Source organism: Nicoliella sp. ESL1120, from assembly GCF_058508515.1.
The window spans coordinates 461710-488684 of record NZ_CP196383.1 but is presented as its reverse complement, the minus strand read 5'-3'; the positions used below and the strand labels follow the sequence as shown (position 1 = coordinate 488684).

Genomic DNA, 26975 nt, shown 5'->3' with positions numbered 1-26975 from the left:
TGATCCCCACCATCTAAAAATAATCATTTTAATATGTACCTTTAAAACATTTTAGCATTTATCTAATCTATTTTCTCACTTTTTAATTAACTGTAAACAAAAAAACTCCATGAACTCAGAATTAAATCTGAATTCATGGAGTTTTTAATTATGACGCAGGATTAAACAAATTTCACAAATTTCTTATTACTTGTGATGTACTTGCCGTTTCCAATGTAGAAACGAGTCAAGCCCTTGTATTTAACGACCCGGTCAACATGCAATTTCTTACCTTGCTTGTAATACTTACCACTATTAGAGCTAAAGGTCTTGTTACTGTGAACACGGATACCCTTGCTATTGATTACCTTAACCGTCTTAGAACCAGCAGCAGTCATTTCACCCTTACGGTAGTAAGCGTTGACAATGAAGTTGCGGTTAGCAGTCAAGTAACCCTTAACGCCGGTATTAGTTAGGTGACTCTTTACATAGTAACGAACGAGACCACTCTTAGAAAGTGCAATTCTAGTAATCTTGAATTCACTGATCTTGTTTTGTGGCTTCTTAGAGTAACCCTTGACGTTTTCACCCTCACCAAAGGTTGCCTTAGTGTGAACGTAAAGCCCCTTACTGTTGTAAATATATAGTGGATGCTTCTTCAACTTCGCATTGAATGCTTGAACGTATCCATACTTGTATCCAGTAGATTCACCAGCTAAGGATTCTTCAGCGTAGAACGATGCCTTCTTAGCAGCAGCCTTACCAGCAGCAACTTCCTTAAGGTATGCATCATGCCCTTCTTGATATGCCTTAGCATAATCAGCTTGGTATGCGGCATCCATACCCGTGAAGTCTGACTTGGCAGTCTTATTATTGTAACCATCACGGTAACCGTCATAAGCACCTTGATAAGTTGGTTGACTTGCATACTCTGGATCCTTCTTGTATTCGCTCTTCGCATCGGTAATTCCTTCATCGTAGTAGTCAACTGCAGCTGCAGAAACAGCAGAGTCATGAGCACCAAAGATGACCTTAGCAGCAAGAATGATGGTTTGATAATCACTTGCAGCACGGGATGCAGCAGAACTAGCAGCAGAAGTAGCGGAAGCAACCAAGGAGTTCGCAGTAGCAACTTGTGCAACGGCATTGTTAGCACTATCAGCAGCAGCAGATGCAACAGCAGCGTAACTGCTACCAGCAGCAGCATCACCACGAGCATATGCTAATGATGCAGCAGCGTTTGCTGAGTTAGCAGTTGCAGCAGCAGCATTAGCAGCGTTAGCAGCAGATGCAGCAACTGAAGCAGCGGAATTAGCAACTACCGTAGCGGAACTAGCCTGACTATTAGCAATCACGGCATCGGCTGATGCTGAGGTGATCGTCGTCGCAGCTGAACTTGCAACGGCAGCGTAACTAGCCACGCTGACATTCCCAGAGTATTGAGAAGCTAAGCTGAGGGCTTCGTTTGCGGCTTGTTGAGCAGAGCTAGTTGGTAGTGATGTCATTGACGTACTTGAACTAGCAGCCACTGAGTAGCTATTTGCTAAGTTAACGGCGGCACTAACGTAACCGTAGTTTTGCGCAACACTATTAACGGCGAAGGATGCATTGGATGCATATTGACTCGCATTATTAGATAGATGCGTTACAGCGTAAACAACTGATTCAGCAGCTTGTGCAGCAGATGCAGCAGAGTATACAACGGAAGCAGCAGATGCATTCACGATTTGGGCACTAGCCACGACAGAAGCAGCAGCTTGGGCACTAGCATTGGCAGCAGATGCCTGGTTGTTATAACTAACAGCCGCAGCATTAGCGGAGTTAACTAATGTGTTAAGTGAGCTAACTGCACTGTTATCACCAATAGCAGCTGCACTAGCAGCAGCAACTGCATATGAGGCAGCCGTTGCAGCAGCAGAGATAGCATTAACGTTGGCAGCAGAAGCTTGTGCATTAGCTGAAGCAGCAATACTATTAGCACTTTGTACAGCAACGCTTGCGTTATTAGCAACTACAGCAGCAGATGCAGCAACCGTATTAGCGGAAACCGCAATGCTTGCATACGTTTGAGCGCTGTTGTTTTGTGGTGCTAAGGCAGCCATGCTCGTTGAAGCTTGGGCAGCTGATTGAGCAACACTGCTTGCTGATTGAACTAGTGAAGTCGTAGCATTCACTGAGTTTGCATTCGCACTAACAAACGCATTGGCACTGTTTGCACTATTAGCTTGTGCAGAGGCAGCAGCACTTTGCGCAGAGGCACTGTTGATTGCAGCTGATGCAGCTTGAACAGCAGCACTTTGGGCAGCAGCAGCTGATGCAGCAGCTGCGCTAGCAGCATTTGCAATCGTAGCAGCTGATTGAACAGCAGCAGCATCGGAAGCTGCTCTTACAGATGCACTAGCAGCTGATTGAACAGCAGTGGATGCAGTTTGACTAGCAACGACAGCATTTGAAGCAGCTACAGATGCCTTAGCAGCAGCTTCTGAAGCAACTACGTTAGCACTAGCAGCGGAGACAGGGTTACCAGTATTTGCGTAACTTCTAGCAATTGCAGCAGCAGTCGAAGCAGCAAATGATGCTACGCTAGCGTTTGAACTAGCATTGTTAGCAGCTTCTGCAGCAGCAGATGCAACTGACTTAGCAGATTGAGCATCTGAGTTAGCAATTACGGCATCGGAGGCAGCTGAGCTAGCAACTACGGCAGCTGATTTAACAGCAACTGCAGCAGAGCTGATCAATGGGTTCGTTGGGTGCGTAGAAGCAAGACTACTGATGTTAGTAGCCGTTGACGAAACGACGGCATTGTTTGAAGCAGCTTGACTGGTAGAATCACTAGCTTGACTAGCGTACTTAGAAGCTAAAGCAGCATCATTATTAGCACCGCTAGCAGCGCTTGATGCAGTCGAACTGTCATTAGCAGCAGCGTTAGAAGCTGTGTTAGCACTCGTTGAACCTTGATCACCAGCATCAGCAGCTGACTTAGCAACTTCACTAGCAGACTTAGCTACAGTTTCAGCAGCCTTGGCAACGGCAGCATCGGAAGCTGCTCTTACTGAGGCACTTTCAGCTGATTGAACAGCAGTGGATGCAGTTTGACTAGCAACTACGGCATTTGATGCAGCAGTAGATGCCTTAGCAGCAGCATTAGATGCAACTACATTGGCACTCGCAGCTGATTCAGCATTTCCAGCATCAGCATAGCTCTTGGCAGTTGAAGCTGCAGTAGAAGCTGCGGTGTTAGCTTCACTAGCAACTGAACTAGCATCGTTTGCAACTGAGGCTGCAGTTGAAGCAGCTGATTTAGCCGATTGAGCTTGATCATTTGCAATCGCAGCATCAGATGCAGCTGAACTAACAACTACCGAAGCAGAAACAACGACTGAAGCAGCTGATGAAACAACCGCATTTGATGGGTGGGTCGAAGCATAACTAGTAGCATCAGCAGCAGCATTTGAAACGACAGAGTTAGCACTAGCAGCTTCACTGTTGGAATCACTAGCTTGACTTGCATACTTAGAAGCCAAAGCAGCATCATTATTGGCACCACTGGTTGCTTTAGCAGCAGCCGAATTAGCGTTTGAAGCAGCTGATGATGAAGCATTAGCGCTCGTTGAACCTTGATCACCTGCATCGGCAGCTGACTTAGCAGCAGCCTTGGCAGCATCAACAGTGACTTGAGCAGCCTTAACAGCAGCAGCATCGTTGGATGCTCTTACGGATGCACTAGCAGCTGATTGAACAGCTGTCGATGCGGTTTGACTAGCAACAACAGCAGCAGATGCGGCAGAAGTTGCAATTGAAGCTTGCATCGAAGCAATGATATTGGCACTAGCAGCAGCGGAATTATTACCATCGTTAGCATAACTCTTAGCAGCAACAGCAGCAGATTGAGCAGCAGTATTAGCATTGCTTGCAACAAATGCAACTGAGTTAGCAGAGGAAGCAGCAGCGCTAGCAGCACTCTTAGCTGATTGAGCTTGTGAATTAGCAACTACAGCATCAGAAGTAGCGGAACTAGCAACGACTGAAGCCGAAGTAGCAACGGAAGCTGCGGATGAAACGATCGCATTTGATGGGTGGGTAACAGCATAACTGTTTGCCTCAGCAGCAGCATCAGAAATCGTAGCGTTATCCTTAGTAGCTTCGCTAGTTGAGTCACTAGCTTGACTAGCATACTTAGAAGCTAACGTTGCATCAGCAGTTGCCCCACTAGCTGCGGAACTGGCGGTCTCGCTGGCTGTAGAAGCGGCATTGGCAGCTGAGTCAGCATTGGTCTTGTTCTGAGTACCAGCAGCAACTGCACTAGCGGCAGCATTCTTAGCATCAGCAGCTTGACTAGCAGCAGTGTTGGCAATCGATTGATCACGACTAGCCCGACTAGCAGCATTCGCAGCTGCATTGGCAGCGTTATCAGCGTCAGCAGCAGCACTAGATGCAATCTTAGCTTGGGCAGCAGCACTGTTAGCGGCATCAGCTGCTGTTGAACGAGCAGCCGCACGTGATTCAGGACTTACGTTTGAATCGGCAGCAACGGAAGCTGCGGATGAAGCCTTATCGTAAGCAGCAGAAGCGGCTGTTTGAGCAGCTGCAGTAACTGAAGAAGCAGAACTAACGGTTCCAGAAGCACTTACCGCAATGCTGTTTGCAACGGAAGCATCTGAAGAAGCTGCGGAAGCAACAGCAGAAGCGGATTGGGCAGTGGAGTTAGCACTCACGATCAATGAGTTGTTAGGGTTTGCACTAGCATATGAACTCGTTGCACTAGCAGCATCACTAGCATTTGAGGAAGCTTGGCTGGTAGCAACTGAAGCTTGGCTCGTAACAGATGATGCACTTGATACTACTGAACCATCACTAGCAATCGTACCGGCGTAACTATCGGTAGTAGAGTCAGCATTGGAAGCCCGCTTCTTACTTTGGTTAGCATCATAACTAGCAGCTCTTGATTCTGCATCAGATGCAGCAGATGATGCAGTCGAATTAGCTACGCTAGCAGCAGATGAGGCAGCATCAGCACTTTGAGCTGCATTGGAAACAGCTGAGTTTGCACTAGCAGCAGTACTATCAGCAGCTTGCGCACTTGAGTTTTGGGCACTAGCACTATCAGCAGCAGCCTTAGCTTGACTATTGTAACTATCGGCAGCGGAGCTATCACCATGCACAGCAGCAGATGAAGCTTGACTTGCGTAGCTAACGGCAACACTAGCAGCTGAATCAGCGTTTGACCGAGCAGCAGATGCGGTGTTAGCAGCAGCACTAGCAATTTCATTTGCCTTAGCAGCTGAATCCTTAGCAGCACTAGCGGCGTTGTTAGCAGAGCTGGCTACACTCGCAGCTGATGAAGCGATCGATGAATCGCTAGTCAACGCAGAGCTCGTAGCTGGATCAGTATCGTTTTCGGCAGCAGCTACTGAGGATGCAATGCTGGATGCAGCACTGGCATCATTAGCATAAGAACTAGCTTCTGAAGCAGCATTAGATGCCTTATTAGCAACTGAAGTAGTAGCACTATTGACACTAGAAGTAGCAGCACTGTGATCGCTGGCGTTGGCATTTGCATCTGAAGCAGCACTGTTAGCGTTAGTAGCTGAACTAGCAATTGATGAAGCTTCACTAGTTTGTGCACTTTGCTTGTCAACGGCACTGTTCAAATCACTAGCAGCACTGTTAGCATCGTCAGCAGCCTTTGAAGCAACGGCTGAATCGGACAATGCCCGTGAATCAGCACTAGAAGCAAGATCGGTAGCAGACTTCACAGCATCAGCAGCAGATGAAGCGTTAACACTGGCCGTAGCAGCGTTGGAAGCAGCTTGAACAGCGGTACTTGCCAATGAGTTTCCAGCAGCGTAATCATTAGCAGCGTAAGCAGATGAAGCAGCAGAACTAGCAGCATTAGCTTGAGCAGCAGCCTTTTGAGCTAATGAATTTTGCACACTAGCGGTGTTGTTAGCATCGTTAGCAGCAGCCTTTGCTGATTGAGCTTGTGAATTAGCGATAGCGGCATCGGATGCAGCGCTTGATACCACTACGTTTGCGGAACTAACCTTCGCAGCAGCAGAAGCAATTGCCGTGTTACTTGGGTTAGCGGCAGCAACTGAGCTAGCAGATGATGCTAGGTTACTTACAGCAGCGGAAGTGTTATTAACCCCACTGGTTGCAGAACTAGCTTCACTAGCGTACTTAGATGCTTGTTGAGCATCAGCATTGGCATTCGAAGCACTTGCAGAAGCACCACTAGCAAATGTTGGAGCGATGCTATTAGCACTTGAAGCAACGCTGTTACCGTTGGATGAATCAGTGGCATTGGATGAAACTGCTGATGAGGCAAAACTACCTGCATCAGAAGCATCCTTAGCAGCACTTTCAGCAGCCGATTGAGCACTAGTAGCTCGACTGGCAGCAGCAGATCCATCAGCAGCGGCCTTAGATGCAGCATCGGAAGCAGCACTTGCAATTGCAGCTTGAGCAGCAGCATCAGCAGCAGCCTTAGATGCGGCGTCAGCATGTGACTTAGCAGCCGAAACGTTACCAGCAGAAGATGCTTGGTAAGCAGCGCTTGCTTCATTAGAAGCTACGGCTGAGAAGCTATCAGTAGCAGAGTTTGCTGATGAAGCAGTATCGTTGGCACTAGAAGCAGCGCTTGATGCAGCCCATGCATCACTAGATGCTTGAGTAGCAGCAGAGGCAGCACTTTGGGCAACGGAGTTTGCAGCAGAAGCCTTTGCAGCATCGCTAGCAATTGATGAATCCTTAGGGTTAGCAGATGCAGCACTGGCAGCCCGACTGTTAGCATCTGAAGCATTCGATGCAGCAGTTGAAGCGGCATCGTTAGCAGAACTAGCAACGGATGAACTACCATCGGCATTCTTGCTACTTACATTTGCACCTGAAGCGGCTTGACTAGCAACAACGGAAGCACTAGCTGCAACTGGTTGAGCTGAACTGGCCTCACTAGAAGCAGCACTATTAGCAGCAGCAATTGAATCAACTAGGCTCACTTGAACCTTATTAGCAGCATTGGCAGCTGATTGGGTTGCTGTCTTAGCACTAGCAGCACTTTGTGATTGTGTCGTTGCTTGTTGAGCATAACTAACGGCAGCGTTGGCATATGATGATCCGTCAACGGCAGCTTGAGAAGCGGCGTTAACAGCGGAACTAGCTAAGCTCGAATTAAGGGCTGCATTGGAACTATCACCACTTTGGGCGAAGCTATTTGCAGCAGCAGCGTAGGACTTAGCAGCAGCAGACGCAACAACGGCTGCGGAGTATTGAGCAGCAGCAGAGCTAGCATTAACACTCGCATTTGAGTTAGCTACGATTGCATTAGATGCGGCTTGGGAACCAGCAGCAGAAGCAGCGGAACCATCATTAGCATAAGAAGCAACCACGCTCGCAGCACTGGCAACCCCAGAATCAGTTGGGTTGACAGAAGCGATGCTAGAAACAGTTGAGTTCATAGAACTCAATGCAGCGGTGTCAGGAGCAGTTGCAGATGCACTAGCAACGGCATTTGATGCATTGTCACTAGCAGAAGTAGCAGCTGGAGCGGCATCACTATTGGCAACACTGGCGGCACTTACGTACTTGCCAGCGTCTGGTGCGATCAAAGCAGCACTAGAAGCTACATCTAGGGCTTGACTAGCAGCAACGGCATTGTCTTGAGCAGCCTTGGCAGCAGCAGCAGCGGAACTAGCTAATGATGAATCGATAGCAGCCCGAGTCGATGCTGATTGAGCTGAACTGGCAGCAACTGAAGCGTTGCTTTGGGCAGCAGATGCAACCGAATTAGCTGATTGAGCAGCATCAGCAGCACTGGATAATGCTGAAGAAGCGGAAGAATCAAATGGGTTAGCACTAGCAGCACTCGCAGCGGCCTTAGAAGCTTCGGTAGCCTTAGCAGCAGCGGAAGCAGCAACGCTTGATGCTGATTCAGCAGATGCCTTAGCAGCATCGGCTTGATCAGATGCGATTGAAGCATCCTTAGCAGCTGAACTAGCGGCGTTGTTGGCAACGCTAGCAGCGTTAGAAGCAGCTGAGATGGCAGCATTGCTTGGGTACTTCGAAGCGATCGAGTTAACGACGCTAGTAGCAGAACTAGCTACGCTTCCAGAGACGCTAGCTTGTGAAGTGGTTGGAACCGCCCCACTTTGTGCTGATGATGCGATCGATGCGTAGTCGCTAGTTGCGGCAGCATTCGATGCAGCATTGCTTGCAGCTGATTTAGCACGGTTGGAGTTTGGTGTTGGGTCAGCTGGGTTCAAGTTCGCAGCTTCGGATTGGGCATCGTTAGCAGCGGAACTACCAGCAGCAGTAGCTGAAGTTCCAGCTGATGCAGCAGAAGCAGCATCAGCAGCGGCTTGAGAAGCAACGACCGAAGCACTAGTTGCCTTCGAACGAGCAGAAACGGCAGCGTTGGATGCGTCAACGGCACTGGATGCTTGTTGTGAAGCAACCACGCTGGCAGATTCGGCAGCGGAGTTATTTCCAGTGGCAGCAGCACTCGATGCGGCGTTGGCAGCGGAACGAGCAGCCGAAGCAGCGGCGTTGGCAGCATCACTAGCGGTGTTAGCAGCACTCATTGCAGCGCTTGCATCTGAACTAGCAGAGTTAAACGTTGAGTTAGCACTGGAAACAGTAGCACTAGCGGAACTAGCAACTACGGCAGCGGATGAAGCAACGCTGGCAGCACTTGAGATCTTAGGATCATTTGGTTGACCCGCAGCAGAAGCAGCGGAACTAGCCAATGAAATGGCAGCCGAGTTCGCATCGGTAGCAGCACTGAACGAGTTAGCAGCACTGGATGCTGAACTTACGACTGATGAAGCACTAGAGATGCCAGGTGTAACGTTAGCAGCAGAAGCATTGGAACTAGCAACTGAAGCGGCACTCGAAGCCTTCTTAGCATCACTATCAGCACCGTTGATGAAGCCCCCTGCTGATTGAGCAGCGTTGGAAGCATCATCGTAAGCACTGGCAACTTGTTTAGCAGCACTAGATGCAACTACCGAAGCAGAAGCAGCAACGGATGCGGCATTGGATGCGGCAACCACGGCGGAACTAGCGTTGGTAACATCTGATTGAGCCTGGGTCGCAGCGGAACTAGCGTCAGTTGCAGCTTGACTTGCTTGCCGTGCGTAACGGTCACCAGCAGTGGTACTTCCAGCAGCATATGCGGAGGAAGCAGCACTCTTGGCAGCGTTAGCAGTCGAAGCAGCCGAGTTAGCAATTGAGTTTTGCTTGCTTGCGTCGTTGGCAGCAGAATCAGCAACCGACTTAGCGTTGGCAGCAGAACTGTTGGCACTAGCGGCATCGGAATCAGCGGAGTTTACAACGGAATTTGCAGAGTTAGCAACACTGTTGGCACTGCTGATCACGGTGTTGGTTGGGTATTGGGAAGCGAGACTGTTAACGGCACTAGTAGCACTGTTAGCGAAGCTCGTGGAACTTCCTGCCCCTGTGTTAGCATCACTAGCAACCTTAGCGTAACTATCAGCATTGGATGCGTCTGCACTCGTGGCACTGACGGTTGGGTCAGTCACACTAGTTGCAGAATTAGCAGCACTAGCGGCACTGGATGCGATACTGTTACCAGCACTAGCGGCCGATGAAGTATCTGATGGCTTAGCACTGTTCATGGCATTGGCAGCGCTATCGGCGTTGGATGCAACTACGGCAGCGGATTGCGCAGCAATAGCAGCACTGTTACCAGCAACGACGGCGTTGGAACCATCAACAGCAGCGGATGAAGCGGCAGCAGCGGCTTGACTAGCAAGGGCTGCACCTGACTTAGCTCTAGCAGCAGCGGAAGCAGCGGCGCTGGCAGCACTAGATGCTAATGCACTATTGCTTGCCTTTGCAGCGGATGCTTCAACAACTGATGCGGAGTTGTAGTCACTATTAGCGGAACTAATATCGTTATTAGCACTAGATACAACGGTGGCAGCAGAGCTGGCAACACTCGATGCACTAGATGCGGTTTGAGAAGCGGAACTAGCTACGCTGGATGCGGAGTTAGCAACGCTAGCAGCTGATGATGCCTGAGTAGCAGCAGATGCGATCGATGAATTGGTTGGGTTAGCAGACGCAATTGCAGCGGCATCTTGAGCATCTAAGGCAGCATTGTTAGCTGCGGAACTAGCGGTTGAGCTAGCAGAACTAGTTTGAACTGAGTCTTGACTAGTGGCAGCACTGGCGGAGTTCGTAACTCCAGCAGCACTGGAACCAGTGGCAACGGCTGATGAAACAGTTGAACCAGCGGAGCTAACCACACTATCGGCACTGGAGATTCCAGCGGAGATTGCACTTGAAGCTTGGTTAGCGGCGTTAGTGGCATCCCGCGCAGCATTAGATGCTAATGATTGATCAGAAGCAGCCCGCAATGCGGCACTGGTTGCGTTTTGCGCAGCCGAGTTAGCAGCATCGGAAGCCACGTTGGCACTGGTCAATGCGGCATCGGCATCGGAAGCAGCTGACTTAGCTTGACTAGCAAGCGTTGAAGCAGCTGGGCCAGTCGCACTTTGGGCAGCTGAGGCATATGAAGTGGCCTTGGAAGCTGCAACAGATGCGGCAGATGATGCTTGGGTCGCACTGGCGGTCGCAGCATCGGCAGCGGCCTTGGCACTGTTGGCAGCTGAGGAAGCAATCGTTGCATCAGCGGATGCTGAGTTAGCAACGGAGCTTGCGGATGCAACCACAGAACTAGCAGAAGTAACAACTGGGTCATTACTATTAAGACTGTTCAAACTGTTTACATATGAAGCAGCGGAATTAACGGCGCTGGTTTCATCACTGGCTTGACTGGATGAAACGCTAGCTTGGCTAGACTTCAATGAAGCGTCGGTCCCGTTGTTAGCAGCGGATGCGTTGGCCCCTTCGGCAGCTACACTATCAGCCTTAGCACGAGCAGCGGCATCAGAAGCAGCGGATGCGTACCCGTTGTTGGCGAGTGAAGCAACGCTGTTCATTGCACTGGACAATGAGGTTGCAGCGGAACTCAATGCAGCACTAGCTGAGTCGTAGTTAGAAGCAGCAGTTGAAGCTTGGCCGGCAGCAACCGAACCATCATCATTTGCTGACTTAGCAACGGCAGCTTCACTAGCGGCGATCGAAGCCTGTTGACTAGCAACGACGGCTTGGCTAGTGGCGGTCGATTGATCACCATTAGCAACGGCGTTAGAAGTAGCTTCACTGGCTAACTTAGCGGCAGAGGCAGCGGAGTTAGCAGCAGCGTTGGCACTGGATGCGGTGCTGGATGCTACGTCGGCACGACTCTTAGCTGATTGAACAGCGGAGTTGGCGAGCGAAGCAGCAGAGCTAGCAGCGGAGGCGTTCGATGCGTATTGGTTGGCAATTGAAACGGCTGATTGTAATTCAGAATCATTTGGATTGTCACTGGCAACCGCTTGGGCACTAGATGCAGCCTCACTAGCGGAAGTAGCAACCGAACTAGCGTTACTGTAAGCACTGGCCACGCTAGAAGCGATGACGCTCACAGAAGTGGCGTGAGAAGCGGCGTTATTAGCGTCGCTTGGACCGTTTGGTTCGCCACTAGCATAACTAGTTGCTTCGGAAGCAGCGGATGAAGCAGCCGGTGCAGCGGAACTAGCGGTGGCGCTAGCACTGGATAATGCAGCACTGGCACTGTTAGCAGCACTTTCGGCGTTTTGTGCAACTTGAGCAGCGGAACTAGCCAATGATGAATCAATGGCAGCCCGTTCGGATGCTGATTGAGCGGAACTAGCGGCAACCGAAGCATTGCTTTGTGCAGCACTGGCAGCTGAGTTAGCTGATTCAGCGGCACTGGCAACGCTAGCTAAGGCGCTGGATGCGGATGAATCAAATGGTTGCGCACTAGCAAGTGATTTCGCTTGAGCACTCAAGGCGCTGGCAGTAGAAGCTTGCCCCTTGGCAACGACATCGGCAGAAGCAGCTTGGCTATTTGCGTCGCTGGCTTGTTGAGAAGCAATCACGGCATCGTTAGCAGCGGAACTAGCAGCAGCGTTTGCGTTGCTTGCAGTCACTGATGCAGCCGAAATCGTTGGATTGGTTGGGTATTGTGAAGCAATTGAGTTCACAACCCCAGTTGCGGAACTAGCAACACTCCCAGAAACACTGGCTTGTGGTTGCGTCGTCTTAACGCCATCGTCAGCAGCAGATGCGATTGGAGCGTAGCTGGAAACGACAGCCGCATTTGAAACGGCAGCACTAGCAGCGGCGGAAGCTCGGTTTGCATTTGGTGTTGGATCAGATGGGTTCAAGTTCGCAGCTTGTGATTGAGCATCGGCAGCGGCAGCACTCCCCTTCGCGGTAGCGGAAGCCCCATCAGCGGCAGCGGATGCAGCATCAGCAGCGGCCTTGGAAGCAACTGCAGAAGCACTAGCGGCCTTGGAACGAGCATCAACAGCGGCGTTGGATGCGTCCACAGCGGAGGAAGCTTGTTGAGAAGCAACCACGCTTGCAGAAGCAGCAGCGGAGTTGTCACCCTTGGCAGCAGCACTGGATGCATCGTTAGCAGCTGAACGTGCAGCGGATGCAGCAGCACTTCCGGCGTTGGTTGCGGCTTGAGCAGCACTCATTGCGGAACTAGCGTCGTCACTAGCGGATTTGAATGCTGAACTAGCACTTGAAACAGTCCCACTAGCGGAACTAGCAACCACGGCAGCAGATGAAACAACGGCAGCATCGCTCGCGATTTGGGCGTTGCTTGGTTGACCGACAGCAGCAGCAGCGGAACTAGCTGCGGAGATGGCAGCCTGGTTGGCACTAGTAGCAGCGCTGAATGAACCAGCGGCACTGGATGCTGAGTTGATTACTGAAGAAGCGCTGGAAACGCCAGGCGCAACGTTGGCAGCCGAAGCGTTCGAACTAGCAACGGATGCGGCACTGGATGCCTTCTTAGCATCACTGTCGGCCCCGTTGACGAAGCCAGCGGCAGAACCAGCAGCGTTGGAAGCATCACTGTAAGCGCTGGTTACTTGCTTAGCAGCGTTGGATGCAACCACGGAAGCAGAAGATGCGGTGTTTGCAGCGTTCGATGCGTTCGAAACGGCTGAGTTAGCGTTAGCAGCATCGGATTGGGCCTTGGCAGCAGCCGAACTAGCGTCGGTTGCGGCTTGGCTAGCTTGCCGTGCGTAACGATCACCAGCGGTGGTACTTCCGGCAGCGTAAGCGGATGAAGCTTGGCTCTTGGCGAGGCTAGCAGCAGCGGCAGCGGATGAAGCAACGGAGTTTTGGAGGCTGGCATCATTAGATGCAGCATCGGCAACCGACTTCGCATTGGCAGCCACGCTGTTGGCACTGGAAGCATCAGAGTCAGCGGAGTTCACAACTGAGTTAGCGGAACTAGCCACGCTGTTAGCACTACTGATCACGGCGTTACTTGGGAATTGTGAAGCATAGCTGCTAACGGCACTGGCGGCACTATTGGCAATGCTGGTTGAACTACCGGCCCCGGTATTAGCATCACTTGCGACCTTAGCATAGCTATCAGCGTTGGATGCATCAGCACTGGTTTGACTCGTAAATGGTGAGATAGCACTGGCGTTCGAACTAGCAGCGGAGGCAGCAGATGATGCGATGCTGTTTCCGGAGTTAGCAGCATCTGAATTATCAGTTGGGGCAGCACTGTTCATTGAGTTGGCAGCACTGTCGGCGGCGTTGGCAGTCGAGTTAGCAGCACTAGCTACGGCAGCGGCACTGGATGCCTTATCAGCAGCACTACTTCCATCAACGGCAGCGGAGGAAGCAACGGCAGCAGCAGAACTAGCGGTATCAGCACCAGCCTTAGCCCGAGCAGCGGCGGAAGCAGCAGCACTGGCAGCACTGGATGCTAAGGCGCTGTTACTGTCCTTGGCAGCGGAAGCTTCAACGGCGGATGCGGAAGCGTAGTCACTGTTAGCAGAACTGATGTCGTTGTTAGCACTGGATACCAGGTTAGCAGCGGAGCTGGCAACACTGGATGCGCTGGATGCAACTTGGGAAGCAGCACTGGTGGTGTTGGCAGCAGAACTAGCGACCTTGGCAGCAGAAGCGGCTTGGCTAGCAGCCGAAGCGATTGATGAATTGCCTGGGTTGGCTGAAGCGATTGAAGCAGCATCTTGGGCGTCCAAGTTGGCATTGTTAGCAGCCGAACTAGCAAGTGAGTTAGCCGAGTTAGCGGTGGCTGAATCTTGGTTAGTGGCATTACTTGCGGAGTTAGCAACGCTAGCGGCACTGGAACCAGTAGCAACAGCGGATGAAACGGTCGATCCAGCGGAACTAACCACACTGTTAGCACTGGAAATTCCGGAAGCAATCGCACTGGAGGCTTGGTTGGCGGCGTTAGTAGCATCGTTGGCAGCGTTGGATGCTAAGGCAGCATCACTGGCAGCCCGCAATGCGGCACTGGTAGCCTTTTGGGCAGCGGAGTTGGCAGCGTTAGAAGCAACGTTGGCACTGGATAATGCAGTGTCAGCATCGGAGGCAGCGCTGGCAGCTTGACTGGCCAGAGCGGAAGCGGATGGGCCAGTAGCACTTTTCGCAGCTGAAGCATATGAAGTCGCCTTCGAAGCAGCTTCAGATGCGGCGGTAGATGCTTGCGAAGCACTGGCGGTCGCACTATCGGCAGCGGCCTTAGCACTATTAGCATCAGAAGAAGCCTGGGTCGCATCGGAGGATGCGGAGTTAGCAACTGAGCTTGCGGAAGCGACAACTGAACTAGCGGAAGCGACAACTGGGTTGTTGCTGTTCAAGCTATTCAAGCTGTTAACAGCGGAAGCAGCTGAGTTAACTAAGGAAGTCGAGTCACTGGCTTGACTGGATGAAACGCTAGCTTGACTGGACTTCAATGAAGCATCGGTCCCGTTGTTTGCAGCGGAGGCGTTGGCACCATCGGCAGCCACACTATCAGCCTTGGCCTTATCAGCAGCGCTTTGTGCAGCAGATGCGTATTGGTTCCCAGCAATTGAGTTGGCATCACTATTAGCACTTGAAATCTTAGTTGCTGCCGAATCTAATGCTGAAGAAGCAGAGTTAAAGGCTGCAGAAGCGGAAGTAGCAGCAGATTCTGCGGCTGAACCATCAGAGTCAGCAGCCTTAGCAGCAGCATCAGCCTTCTTAGCCACTTCGGCTTCAGAACTAGCCACGCTAGCTTGGCTAAAGGCAGCGGATGGATCACCACCAGCAGCAGCGGATGAAGCAGCCACACTAGCTAGTGAAGCGGCAGAAGCAGCCGAATCAGCAGCAGAGTTGGCACTCGAAATCGTTGATGATGCTGAAGCAGCGGTGCTCTTAGCTGATTGAATCGTAGCGTTAGCCACGGAGGCAGCAGCACTGGCAGCAGAAGCGTTGGCAGCTTCACTGTTGGCAATCGAAGCCGCAGAGTTGATGCCTGAGTTAGCTGGGTTTGCACTCGCTAATGATTGGGCATTTGCAGCATTGGAAGCAGCAGCGCTAGCGGTTGCACTAGCGGAAGTGTAGGCACTGGAAACACTGGATGCCAAAGCACTAATTGAAGTTGCCCGTGACGAAGCGGTGCTAGGAAGTGGTTTAACGTCTGAAGCGGCGCTAGAAGCAGCGACACTAGCAGAACTAGCAACTGAGTTTGCGTTTACGATCGCATCACTGATGGCAGTCGCTGCGTCTTGTGCTGACTTAGCAGCGATGGCAGCGGAACTAGCAATCGATGAATCGGTAGCAGCCCGGTTGGAAGCAGAAGTTGCTGAATCAGCAGCTTGTGATGCATTAGCTTCGGCACTGGAAGCCACGGCGTTAGCGGATGCAGCAGCATCGGCAGCCGAACTAGCAGCACTGGAGTCGTAAGGTTGCGCACTCTTAGCTGATTGAGCAGCAGAGTTAGCAGCGTTAGCGGAATCTACGGCCTTGCTTGCAGCAGTCGATGCAGCAAGAGCAGAATCCTTAGCAGCACTGGCTTGGTTAGCAGCAACTGAAGCATCGTTGTTAGCAGATGATGCAGCTTGGCTCGCCTGGGTCGCAGCGGTGTTCACGTTGGAAAGCGCTGAATTGTCAGAATGAGCACTCGCAATTGATGCAACAGCGGAGGCAGCGGAACTAGTTTGACTAGTGGAATCGCTGGCCTGACTGCTTTGTGTTTGGGCTCCATTGTTAGCGGATGATGCAACGGATGCGTAACTACCGGCATTGTTGGAGTGAACGGCGGCGTTAGCAGCGGCGTTGGAAGCCCGGTCTGGGTTCAACGAAGTGTTAGCGGAGTCCACGTTCGCAGCTCTGGATTGAGCATCGGAAGCAGCTTGACTAGCAGCCTGGCTGGCTGATTGAGCAACCGAAGCGGCGGACTTAGCAGCACTAGCGGCACTGGATGCAGCACTCGATGCACTATCAGCGTTGGAGCGTGCGGAACTAGCATCGCTAGCAGCTGAAACAGCGGTGCTGGCTTGTTGTGAAGCAACCGCACTAGCTGAAGCAGCGGTCGATGGATCACCCTTGGCAGCAGCGTCGGATGCAACGGAGGCAGCGGATGAAGCGGCATCCTTAGCAGCGGATGCTACGGAGTCGGCAGCATTGGCCTTACTGTTGTCATCGTCAGCAGAAGCCTTAGCGGATGAAGCCACATCGTTTTCGGAACTAGCCACTGAGTTGGCACTGGAAGCAACGTCAGATGCGGAACTAACTACGGCTGCATCGGAAGCAATCGATGAGTCTGGTTGACCAGCTTGTGAAGCGATGGAACTAGCTTGTGAAACAGCAGCCGAAGCACTGTCGACACCAGCCTTGGCGTTCGAAGCCACGCTTGCAGCAGAGCTGGTAACAACGGAGTCACTACTAGTTGCACTAGCTTGACCACTAGTAACGGCTGATTGGGAACTAGCTACGGAAGCAGCACTGGAAGCCTTAGCGGCATCACTGGCAGCCCCGTTAGCGGCGCTGTTGGCACCCCCGGCAACGCTATTGGCATTTGATAATGCCTTGGCAACGTCACCAGCAGCACTGGAGGCAACGCTAGATGCGGAAGTAGCGGTTGAAGCAGCATCAGAAGCAGTCGCAACGGCGGAGCTAGCTACGGAAGCGTTTGATAATGCTTGGACGGTAGCGGAACTAGCGTCAGTAGCAGCTTGGCTAGCTTGCCGAGCGTACTTGTCCCCGTCCTTAGTGTTGCCGGCAGCGTAAGCTGAGGAAGCAGCACTGGATGCAGAAAGAGCAGTTGAAGCAGCGGACTTAGCAACTGAGTTCTGTTGACTAGCATCACTGGATGCATTGTCAGCAGCAGACTTAGCGGCTTGAGCAACGCTGTTGGCACTGGAAGCCACACTGTTGGCCGAGTTAGCAACTGAGTTAGCGGAGCTAGCTACACTTGCGTCACTGGAGATCGCAGAGTTGGCTGGGTATTGAGAAGCATAACTATTAATTTGAGCAGTGCCACTATTAGCGAGGCTGGTGGAACTTGCGGCCCCACTATTAGCGTCACTGGCCACCTTAGCATAGCTATCAACACTAGCGGCATTGACACTAGCGGAACTAGCTAATGGCGCAGTGGTGCTGGATGCTGAGCTGGTGAAGCTAACGGCACTAGCGGCAGTGCTGTTTCCGGCACTGGCGGCGCTAGATGCGTCAGCGGAGTTGGAACTGTTGAGGGAGTTAGCAGTGTTATCTGCAGAACTAGCAACCCCAGCAGCTGAATTAGCAACGCTGTTGGCACTGGAAGCCTTGGCAACGGCGGAATCCCCTGCTGACTTAGCAGCGTCGGCTTGGGAAGCAGCTGAACTGGCGGTGTCGGCACCGGACTTAGCCCGCGCAGCGGCGGATGAAGCAGCACTGGCGGCACTGGAAGCAGCGGAACTATCGTTAGCCTTAGCAGCTGATGATTCAGCGGCGGAGGCTGATGAGTAGTCGTTGTTAGCGGAACTAACGTCAGCGTTAGCACTGGATGCCACGGAGTTAGCACTCGATGCGGTCACGGATGCACTTGATGCGTCCTGTGAAGCTGAGTTCGCGTCACTGGCAGCAGACTTGGCAACGCTAGCAGCACTTTGGGCTTGGCTCGCAGCGGATGCAATCGAAGCGTTGCTTGGGTTGGCAGATGCGATTGAAGCAGCATCTTGACCATCGATGTCAGCACTATTAGCGGCAGAGCTAGTAGCGGAGCTCAGGGCACTGGCTTGTGATGAGTCTGCATTAGTTGCAGAACTATCGTCGTTAGCGTCCTTAGCGGCACTCGCAGCGGTGCTGGATGCAGATGGGACTACCGAACCGGCGGAACTAACGGTGCTGTTGGCACTGGAAATTCCGGATGCAATCGCACTGGATGCTTGGGCAGCAGCGTTAGAAGCAACTTGGGCAGCACTGGAGGCTACGGCTTGATCAGAAGCAGCCCGTTGAGCGGCACTGGTGGCTTTTTGAGCAGCGGAGTTGGCAGCGTTAGAAGCGGCATTGGCACTGGATAATGCTGAATCAGCATCAGAAGCAGCGGAAGCAGCCTGGCTAGCAATGCTGGATGCGGAAGCTGGATCGGCACTCTTAGCAGCATTAGCGTACGATTGGGCAGCCGAAGCAGCGTTGGAAGCAGCGGTCGAAGCCTTAGCAGCCGAAGCAGTGGCACTATCAGCTGCGGACTTAGCACTGGAAGCATCACTAGATGCACTTGTGGCGTCAACAGATGCAGATTGCGCAACGGAGTTCGCACTGGATACGACTACGGAAGCGCTAGAAACAACTGGGTTGGCACTGTTATTACTGTTCAAGCTGTTAACGAAGCTGGTAGCTGAACTAGCAGTTTGCGCAGCATCACTGGCTTGGTTAGACGAAACGCTAGCTTGGCTGGACTTGAGTGAAGCATCAGTCCCATTATTAGCAGCGGAACCGTTGGCACCATCGGCAGCAGAACTATCGGCCTTAGCCTTGTCAGCAGCACTTTGGGCTGCGGAAGCATAACCGGCATTGGCAGCTGAGAATGCATCACTAGCAGCGGCAGCAGCAGCATCGTTAGCACTCGATGCCACTGAAGAAGCGGTTGCAGCCTTAGCGGAAGCGGAATTAGCGTCTGAGGCAGCAGATGAGGCATCAGCGTTGGCGTTTGATGCATCTGAAGCAGCAGATGAGGCCGTGGAAGCGGCATCTTGAGCAGATTTAACGGCGGCAGAAGCAGCTGATGAGTCTCCGGAGTTAGCGGCTTCACTAGCAGCGGTCGATGCTGAACGCGCAACGGATGCGGCAGAACTTGCAACTGAATTAGCGACCGAAGCGGCGGAGCTATCCTTATCCGCCCGACTCTTGGCTGATTGAGCAGCAGAGTTAGCATTCCATGCATCGTTCGATGCTGAATTTGCCGTGGATGCAGCAGAACTAACCACGCTGTTAGCACTGGAAATTACCGCATTACTTGGATCATTAGATGCTAATGACTTAACAGCACTTGAATATGAATTTGCGGATGTAGCACTTTGAGCGGTTTGTGAATTGTTGTTGGCAGCACTAGATGCCACGACGCTCACTGAGTTAGCGTGTGAAGCGGCGTTGGAGGCATCGGAAGATCCCTCAGCCGAACCACTAGCGGCACTCGAAGCAATACTTGCGGCCTTATCTGCATTAGCAGCAGCCGTGCTAGCATCACCGTTGGTCTTACTGTTAGCATCAGCAGCACTGGCAGCGGATTCAGCACTAGCGGCAGCCTTAGATGCGGCATCGGCGGCATTTGAAATAGCACTAGATGCACTAGCAGCCTTAGATGCGGCATTTGAACCGGCGGTGGCTTGAGCATCAGCAGCCTTACTTGCATCTTCAGCAGCGCTTTGGTAAGACTCAGCACTGGATTGTGCATCCTTAGCTACAGAGGCAGCAGAACTAGCAGCACTGGTGTCACCATTAGCGGCAGCGGAACTAGCAGCTACCGAAGCTGAGGAGGCAATTGAAGATTCCTGGTTAGCAGCACTGGCAGCGGAATTGGCAGTGGATGCGTACGAACTAGCGGCAGAACTAGCTGAATTAGCGGCACTGGAAGCATCAGTGGCATCACTGGATGCTTGGGCAGCAGTGGATGCAGCACTGGAAATGGTCCCAGCAGCACTACTTACGGTTGGGTTACTGGAGTAACTACTGTTCAAGCTGTTGATTGCACTTTGGGCAGAAGTAACTGAACCCATAGAGTCCTTAGCAGCACTCGATGCTGCACTGGCTTCACTAGAGTACTTGCTGGTTGCAGAGGCAACGCTATCGGCACCACTGGAGGCATTTGATGCAGCATCGTCTGCCTTTGATGCAGCAATTGAAGCAGCCTTAGCAGCACTATTAGCAGCGCTATTATCGTTAGAGGTAACGACCGCAGCACTAGCAGCGGAAGCAGCGCTAGCGGCATCTTTAGCAGCACTTTCAATTACTGCAGAGGCACTTGAGGCCTTAGAATTAGCCGAAACGGCTTGTGAAGCTTCATTTTCAGCAGCAGAACGAGCAGATTCAGCGGAAGAATTAAGGGTAGCGGCTTCGGCTGCGGCTGAAGCAGCATCTGAGTCGGCCGACTTAGCAGCATCAGTGTTCCCAGCACTAGCAGCACTAGCGGCTGCGGATGCAGCGGCTGAAGCAGCTGATGCTTGAGCACTTGCGGCACTCGCGAACGAATTAGCGTCAGATGCGTGTGAACTAGCAGCAGCACTTGCTGAGTTAGCAGCACTCGATGCGTCAGTGGCATCACCAGATGCAGAGTTAGCAGTCGAAGCAGCACTGGAGATCGTACCGGCAGCACTATTTACGGTTGGGTTGCCAGAGGCATCACTATTTAAGCTATTGATTGCATTTTGGGCAGAAGTAACTGAACCCATTGAATCCTTAGCAGCACTTGAAGTGGCACTGGCTTCAGAAGAAGCCTTAGAAGCAACAGATGAAGCACTATCGGCACCATTATTACTGTTAGTAGCAGATTGACCAGCTGCACTAGCATCGTTAGAGGCCTGACTAGCATAACTAGCAGCTTGGTTGGCAGCACTTTGGGCCCCACCGGCAATGCTGTTAATAATGCTGTTGGCAGATTGGGCAGCGTTGTTGGCAGATTGGGCAGCACTGTTAGCACTGGCTGCGGCTGAACTAGCATTGGAAGCAGCGGTCGATGCAGCTTCGGCTGATGAGTTGGCATTATTAGCACTATTTGCCGCATCACTAGCCACTTGGGCAGCGGAGGCAGCGGAGGCAGCAGCACTGGCCGCACCAGCTTGATCACCCTTTGCAGCAGCAGAACTAGCGGCAGCAGAAGCGGAAGAGGCCGCCTGGTTAGCAGAACTAGCGATAGAATTAGCAGTAGATGCAGCTGTGGATGCAGCGTCAGCGCTACTCTTAGCAGCTTGGGCAGAGGTATTGGCACTGTTAGCATCACTAGCGGCATCACTAGCCACTTTGGCAGCAGAGCTCACCACTGCAGCGGCGCTGGTCACGGAACTATTGCCAGAATTCTTAGCAGCCATGGATTGGGCTTGGCTATTAGCGCCATTAGCGGCTTGGGCAGCACTATTAGCAGCTTGGTTGTTAGTTGCAGCACCCGATGCATCAGCACTAGTTGAGTTAGCACGCGAAGCAGCGTTCGATGCGTCAGAAGAGCCGTTAGAAGCCCCGCTCGCAGCAGTCGAAGCGGCCTTCGATGCATTGGCAGCGTTGGAAGAAGCACTGTTTCCAGTACTGTTAGCAATGCTAGTGGCAATCGAATTAGCACTCGATGCGGCGTCAGCAGCACTACTTGCGTAAACACTAGCGGACTTCAAGTTAGCATAAACAACCGATTCGGCTGATGAAACGGTATTAGCGGCTCCAGAAGCAACTGAATTATATGATTGTAAACTAGCCCGAGCAGTTGTGGCATTAGAACTTGCGATAACAGCATTAGACAATGCAGTTTGGGCGTCAGTTAAGTCGCCAGAACTAGCGTAGCTTTGGGCTAAAGTAGCGTAGCTTTGGGCATCTGAAGCATACGAACTAGCATTAGTAAATGCGTTCTTAGCACTCGTAATCGCATTATCTACTGTACTCTTAGCGAATTGAGCAACACTGTTTGCTGATGAACCAACTGAAGAAGCGGAGCTCATTAGTGAAGCTGCAGAACTAGCGGCTGATTGGGCGCTTTGAATATCAGCATTGGATGGGTAAACGCTAGCAATACTGTTTACGCTAGAAACATCGGAAGCAGTTTGTTTACTGTTAGTAGTGATTTGATCATTTTCTGAACTAGCCTTGGCAGCTAATGAATCAGCATTTTTTGCGATCGAACCGGTGTTAGAAGCTGCTAAACTAGCGGAGAATGAGTTCAATACGAAGCCTTGGATGGCAGCGGATTGTTCATCGGCAACCGCTTGGGAAGCGGCCTTCACCCCATCAGCATTGATCGAAGTTACTGCAGCTGAGTATGATAACGCAGCGGAAGCAGCAGATTGCGCATTCGATGCGGCAGTCGAGGCAGCGTTGTTGATCGAAGTTTGTGCACTGGCTACTGATGATTGTGGCGTTAGGCTAGCGGCACTACTAAATTGCGTAATGGCATTCGATGCAGCAGCAGCGTAGGAAGAAGCGGCCTTGGATTGAGCAAGGGCGTTCGAAATCGCAACGCTAACTGCGGAACTAGCGGAACTAGCAATTGATGATTGACTCTTAGCGTCAGCACTGTATGAACTAATGGCACTCGATGCGGAAATAACGGCAGAGGCGTAGCTATTGTCACGGCTCATGGTATTTCTGTCGTTTGCTAATGAACGGGCTGAACTATTGTAATCATTCACTACAGACGAAGCGGATGAAGCCACACTTGAGTAAGAAGTGGCCACGTTAGAAACGTTCGCAGCGTTACTTGCGTATGAAGCGGCGGACGAATTAGCTGATTGCGCAGAGCTATTGTAAGTTCCGGTACTATCAGGAACGATCACGTTATCGGTAATCTTCCCACTGACGGTATTAGAATTATTTTGGACTGGCGCAGCAGCCGGGTTATGCGTAACGTTGGTAATAACGGTATTGCTACCATTATTCTTAATTTCAACACTATTGTTAGTAACTTGGTATTGCGCAGTTACGATCACGTCGGTTGGCGCAGCGGAAACTGCGTTGATTGGGTGGGCATAATTGTAAGTGTAAGTCCCATCACCGGTCTTAGTGAATGCAGTTACTGGGATGGCGGTGGTGTAGGCGTTCCGATAGTCGGAATCTTGCCCGTTCCCAACGGCTTGGTCAGGATCAGTCAGCATCCCACTACTATTGGTCGTGGCGTTAGATGCATTATCACCAGTTGCTGGCTTTTCATCGGTCCCGTTGGTTTGAACCCGCACGTAAACATACCCATCGGTACTGTTAATGTTCGTCAATTGAAGGTTCGCATTAATGTTGTACTTAGAGGTTGCACTTGAGTTCTGTGATAGAGCGGCGTTCCCGTTGATGTAAACGGTTGGGATGGCTCTAAAGGCCAAGAAGCCGGAATTGTTGTTATCAAAGCTACTAATGGTTGGATCTTGAACAGTTTGCCCATTTTGGTTGTAGACCTTAATAACGTTCCCACTATTCCCGTTAATTTGAACCAGGTATTGAGGAGTGGAATCCTTTTGGCTATCAACTTGACCCAAGACGGAATAAGCATTGATTGGGGCGGTGTTAAAGAACTTCCCGGCACTGGTAGATGAGGTATCGTTATTTAACCCCCGCTTACTTAAGATCGTATCTTTACCAGGGTTATTGATGGTAACGGTCCCGGAGTTGTTAAGTAAAGTTAGGTTACCGTTAGTGTTGGTACCGTCAGAATAAATTTGGAAACTCCCACGGTTTTGAACGGTTAAGGTACCACCATTGGAAATGGTAAAGAGGTCCCCACCGAAGTTAGTCATCCCATTAGTAGCGTGGGCAGTGATTTGACCACCATTTTGCACGTTCACACTACCTTGAATCCAGGTTGGGTTCGAATCGGTTGGGTTGTAGTTATAAATGGAGTTCATGGACCCACCATTGATGTTAACAGTCCCACCACGGTTAACAACTAGGGCGTCAGCTTGGTTATCGCCAGGAACGGAAGTTAAATTAGCGTTTTGGTTAATGGTAACGTTACCATTAACGACCAATCCACGGTCCCCACCGGATCCGGCATTTTCACCACCAGAACCACGAGGAACCAGGTACATGTTAGAACCTTGGTCTAAGACCAGGTTTCCACCTAATTCAATGTTGTTCCCCTTTTCAGTTTGACCATAGTAATAGGAATTAGGGAGTAATTCCATGTTGGTAACTTGAATGTTTTGTTGATTATTGTTTTGAGTGGCAAAGCCAACGTTAAAGGCACTAGTATAACTACCTTCACTAATTGCACTAACACCACCATCAATATAGAGGTTTGGTAAGCTAGTCCCGTAGAATAATTGTGATCCTTCGTAGTTAACGTTACGGTAGGTCAAACTACCAGAAGTTGAGTTCCATAGGTTAATTGGCCCATAAATGTTATAACCGTACATCTTGTACATGTTTTCAATCGTCAAACTCTTCAAGTTATATGGATTGTAGTGCCACTTTTGCATATCAACGGTATGGTTAGCACCATTAACGATAACATCGGCACTGGTCCCATTTAGCGTAGCAGTGGTATCAGCAGAATTAGCATTATAGTCTGACGTAAACCGCAGTTCATGGGTCCCAGAACCAAAGGTCCCAGAGAAGAAGTTAGTGATGTTTGCGTTAGACGTGTTATAGGTGACAAAGAAGACGCTTTGGCTATTTACCAAGTTAGCGACGTAGTTGTAACCGTATTGGTAATTTTGACTTAGGGATTGCTTTTGGGCGGTCGTTAAATTAGTAACCGCAGTAAAACTACCAGTTTGTTCGTTGTTAATGGCAGCTTGAGCCCCGTTGTAGGCTTGGATATATGGATTATTAGTGTTCTTAGTCGTATCCAAGACCGTGTAGGCCCCGGTACTTGCAGTTGCTCCGTTCCAACGACCATTAGCGGCATCATAAGTCCCCTGCCGACTTAAGAAGTAGTCGATCGCATAGTTGTAGGCTAATGCTTGGGTAGGAGCTGCGGTATTAATTCCGGTTCCCACAATATTACCAGCAGTTCCGGAAGTTACGTTGTTACCAGAAGTAGCTTCAGCACTATCACTAGGTGAATTAACCACTTGGGCAGCCTTGGACTTGTTTACAGATCCACTAGTAACGCTGGTTTGTTGACCAACTCCACCAGAACCATAAATTGCGGAGCCAGACTGGGTCCCGACACCGGAGTTTAAGCTACTATAAGTATTGTAAGCATCGATGGTCGCATTGTAACCTTGGACGTAGAATGCATTGCTTGAATTGAACGTGCCAGCTGAATCAGCGGACTTCAGATCATCTGGATGCAATGAGTTCCAAGCGGCTACTGCCCCAGCATTAGCGGCGTAATAAGCTTGGACCCCATCTGAGAAGCCACTGACGCTTTGGGCGCTGACACTGGTCCCAGCGAACGCAGCGGAAGATGCTGCTGATAGTCCACTGGTAAAGGCAGAGCTATAAGCAGAGTATGCGCTTTGGGCGGAACTAACCCCACTCTTGTAGTTGGAGTTCGTGTTAGAAGTGGCAAACGATGATCCATTAGAAGCTGCTGAATAAGCATCGGAGTAACCAATACTGTAAGCAACTGAATTATATGAATTAACGTAACTGGTAACCCCACTATTGAAGTTAGCATCAGAGCTGCTGGCAACGGAAGTCCCAGCGGATTGTGCTGATGCGGCTGCGGAGACCCCAGCACTAAATGCGCTGGATGCAGAGGCCGTATAGCTTTGAACCCCACTTTCAAAGTAGGAATCACTAGAGCTAGCAACAGACGTCCCAGCGGATTGTGCTGAAGCAGCTGCAGAGACCCCAGCACTAAATGCACTGGATGCTGAAGATGAATAGGAGTTATTAAAGCTATCAACCCCACTTTCAAAGTAAGGGTCGCTACTGTTGGAAACGTACGTTCCAGCAGCTTGGGCGGATGAACCAGCAGCAAATCCAGCGCTAAATGCGGAGGATTGGTAACTAGCAATTCCACTATTGTATGCATCGTCTGAACTGCTATCAGCGGTACTACCATTAGCAGCTGCGGAAGCAGCAGCTGAGTACCCAGCACTAAATGCGGATGAACTAGCTGCGGATGCAGATGAGGCGTAGCTAGCAACCCCACTATTAAAGTAAGTATCGTCAGAACTGGAAACCGTTTTCCCAGCCTTTGCAGCTGATTCGGCAGCGGCAACCCCAGCACTAAAGGCACTAGAAGCTGAAGATGCAAAGCTAGCAATTCCGCTATTGTAATTAGCGTCTGAAGTATCAGAAGCACTCTTGCCTTCCTTCGCAGCTACAGATGCAGCTGAAAAGCCAGCACTAAATGCTGAGCTAGCTGCGCTAGAATCATCAGAATCGCCATTACTATCGCCATCAGTTCCATTCCGATCACTTAAACCGTCATCGCTACTGGATTGATTAGCAGAACTACCAGACTTAGCAGCACTGCTCTTGGCATCAGATGATGATGATGCAGCAGCTACTGAAGAATTGTATTCAGAAACACCCTTGTTAAAATTAGAATCAGCGCTACTTGGCACTGAAGTATGAGCTTTTGCAGCTGAAGATGCAGCAGAAAAACCAGCACTAACTGCTGAGCTAGCATCTTCACTGTTTGAAGATGAACTTGAATTAGTACTGCTAGAGCTACTTGTCTGACTAGCATCCGCACTGGAACTAGTCGTCGATTTAGCATCTGAACTAGCACTAGTGCTATCAGCTGTACTACTTGCACTAGTTTGGCTAGCAGTAGAACTATTATCTGCAGAAGAATTTGTAGCACTAGACGTGGCTACGTTTGAACTATCATCACTACCATATGTACCACTAGTAGTCGCACTGACATTAGCGTTAGCGCTGGTTGTATCTGCATGAGCAGACACGGAATGTTCAAATACTGATCCTCCACCAAGTAAAGCAAGCATGGATAATGAAACAACTACCCACTGCTTTTTTACTTTACGGAGAACTTTTTTATCATTCACTTTATTGAATTTGAACTTATTATAAAGCAT

General features: G+C 50.8%; 1 protein-coding gene. It reads right to left on the bottom strand.

Translation table 11 applies throughout. From position 1 onward, the window contains the following. Positions 1-161: 161 nt before the first annotated feature. Complete coding sequence (locus ACSYTE_RS01955) at positions 162-26975, bottom strand: DUF5776 domain-containing protein (protein ID WP_491717042.1); 26814 nt, start codon at positions 26973-26975, stop codon at positions 162-164.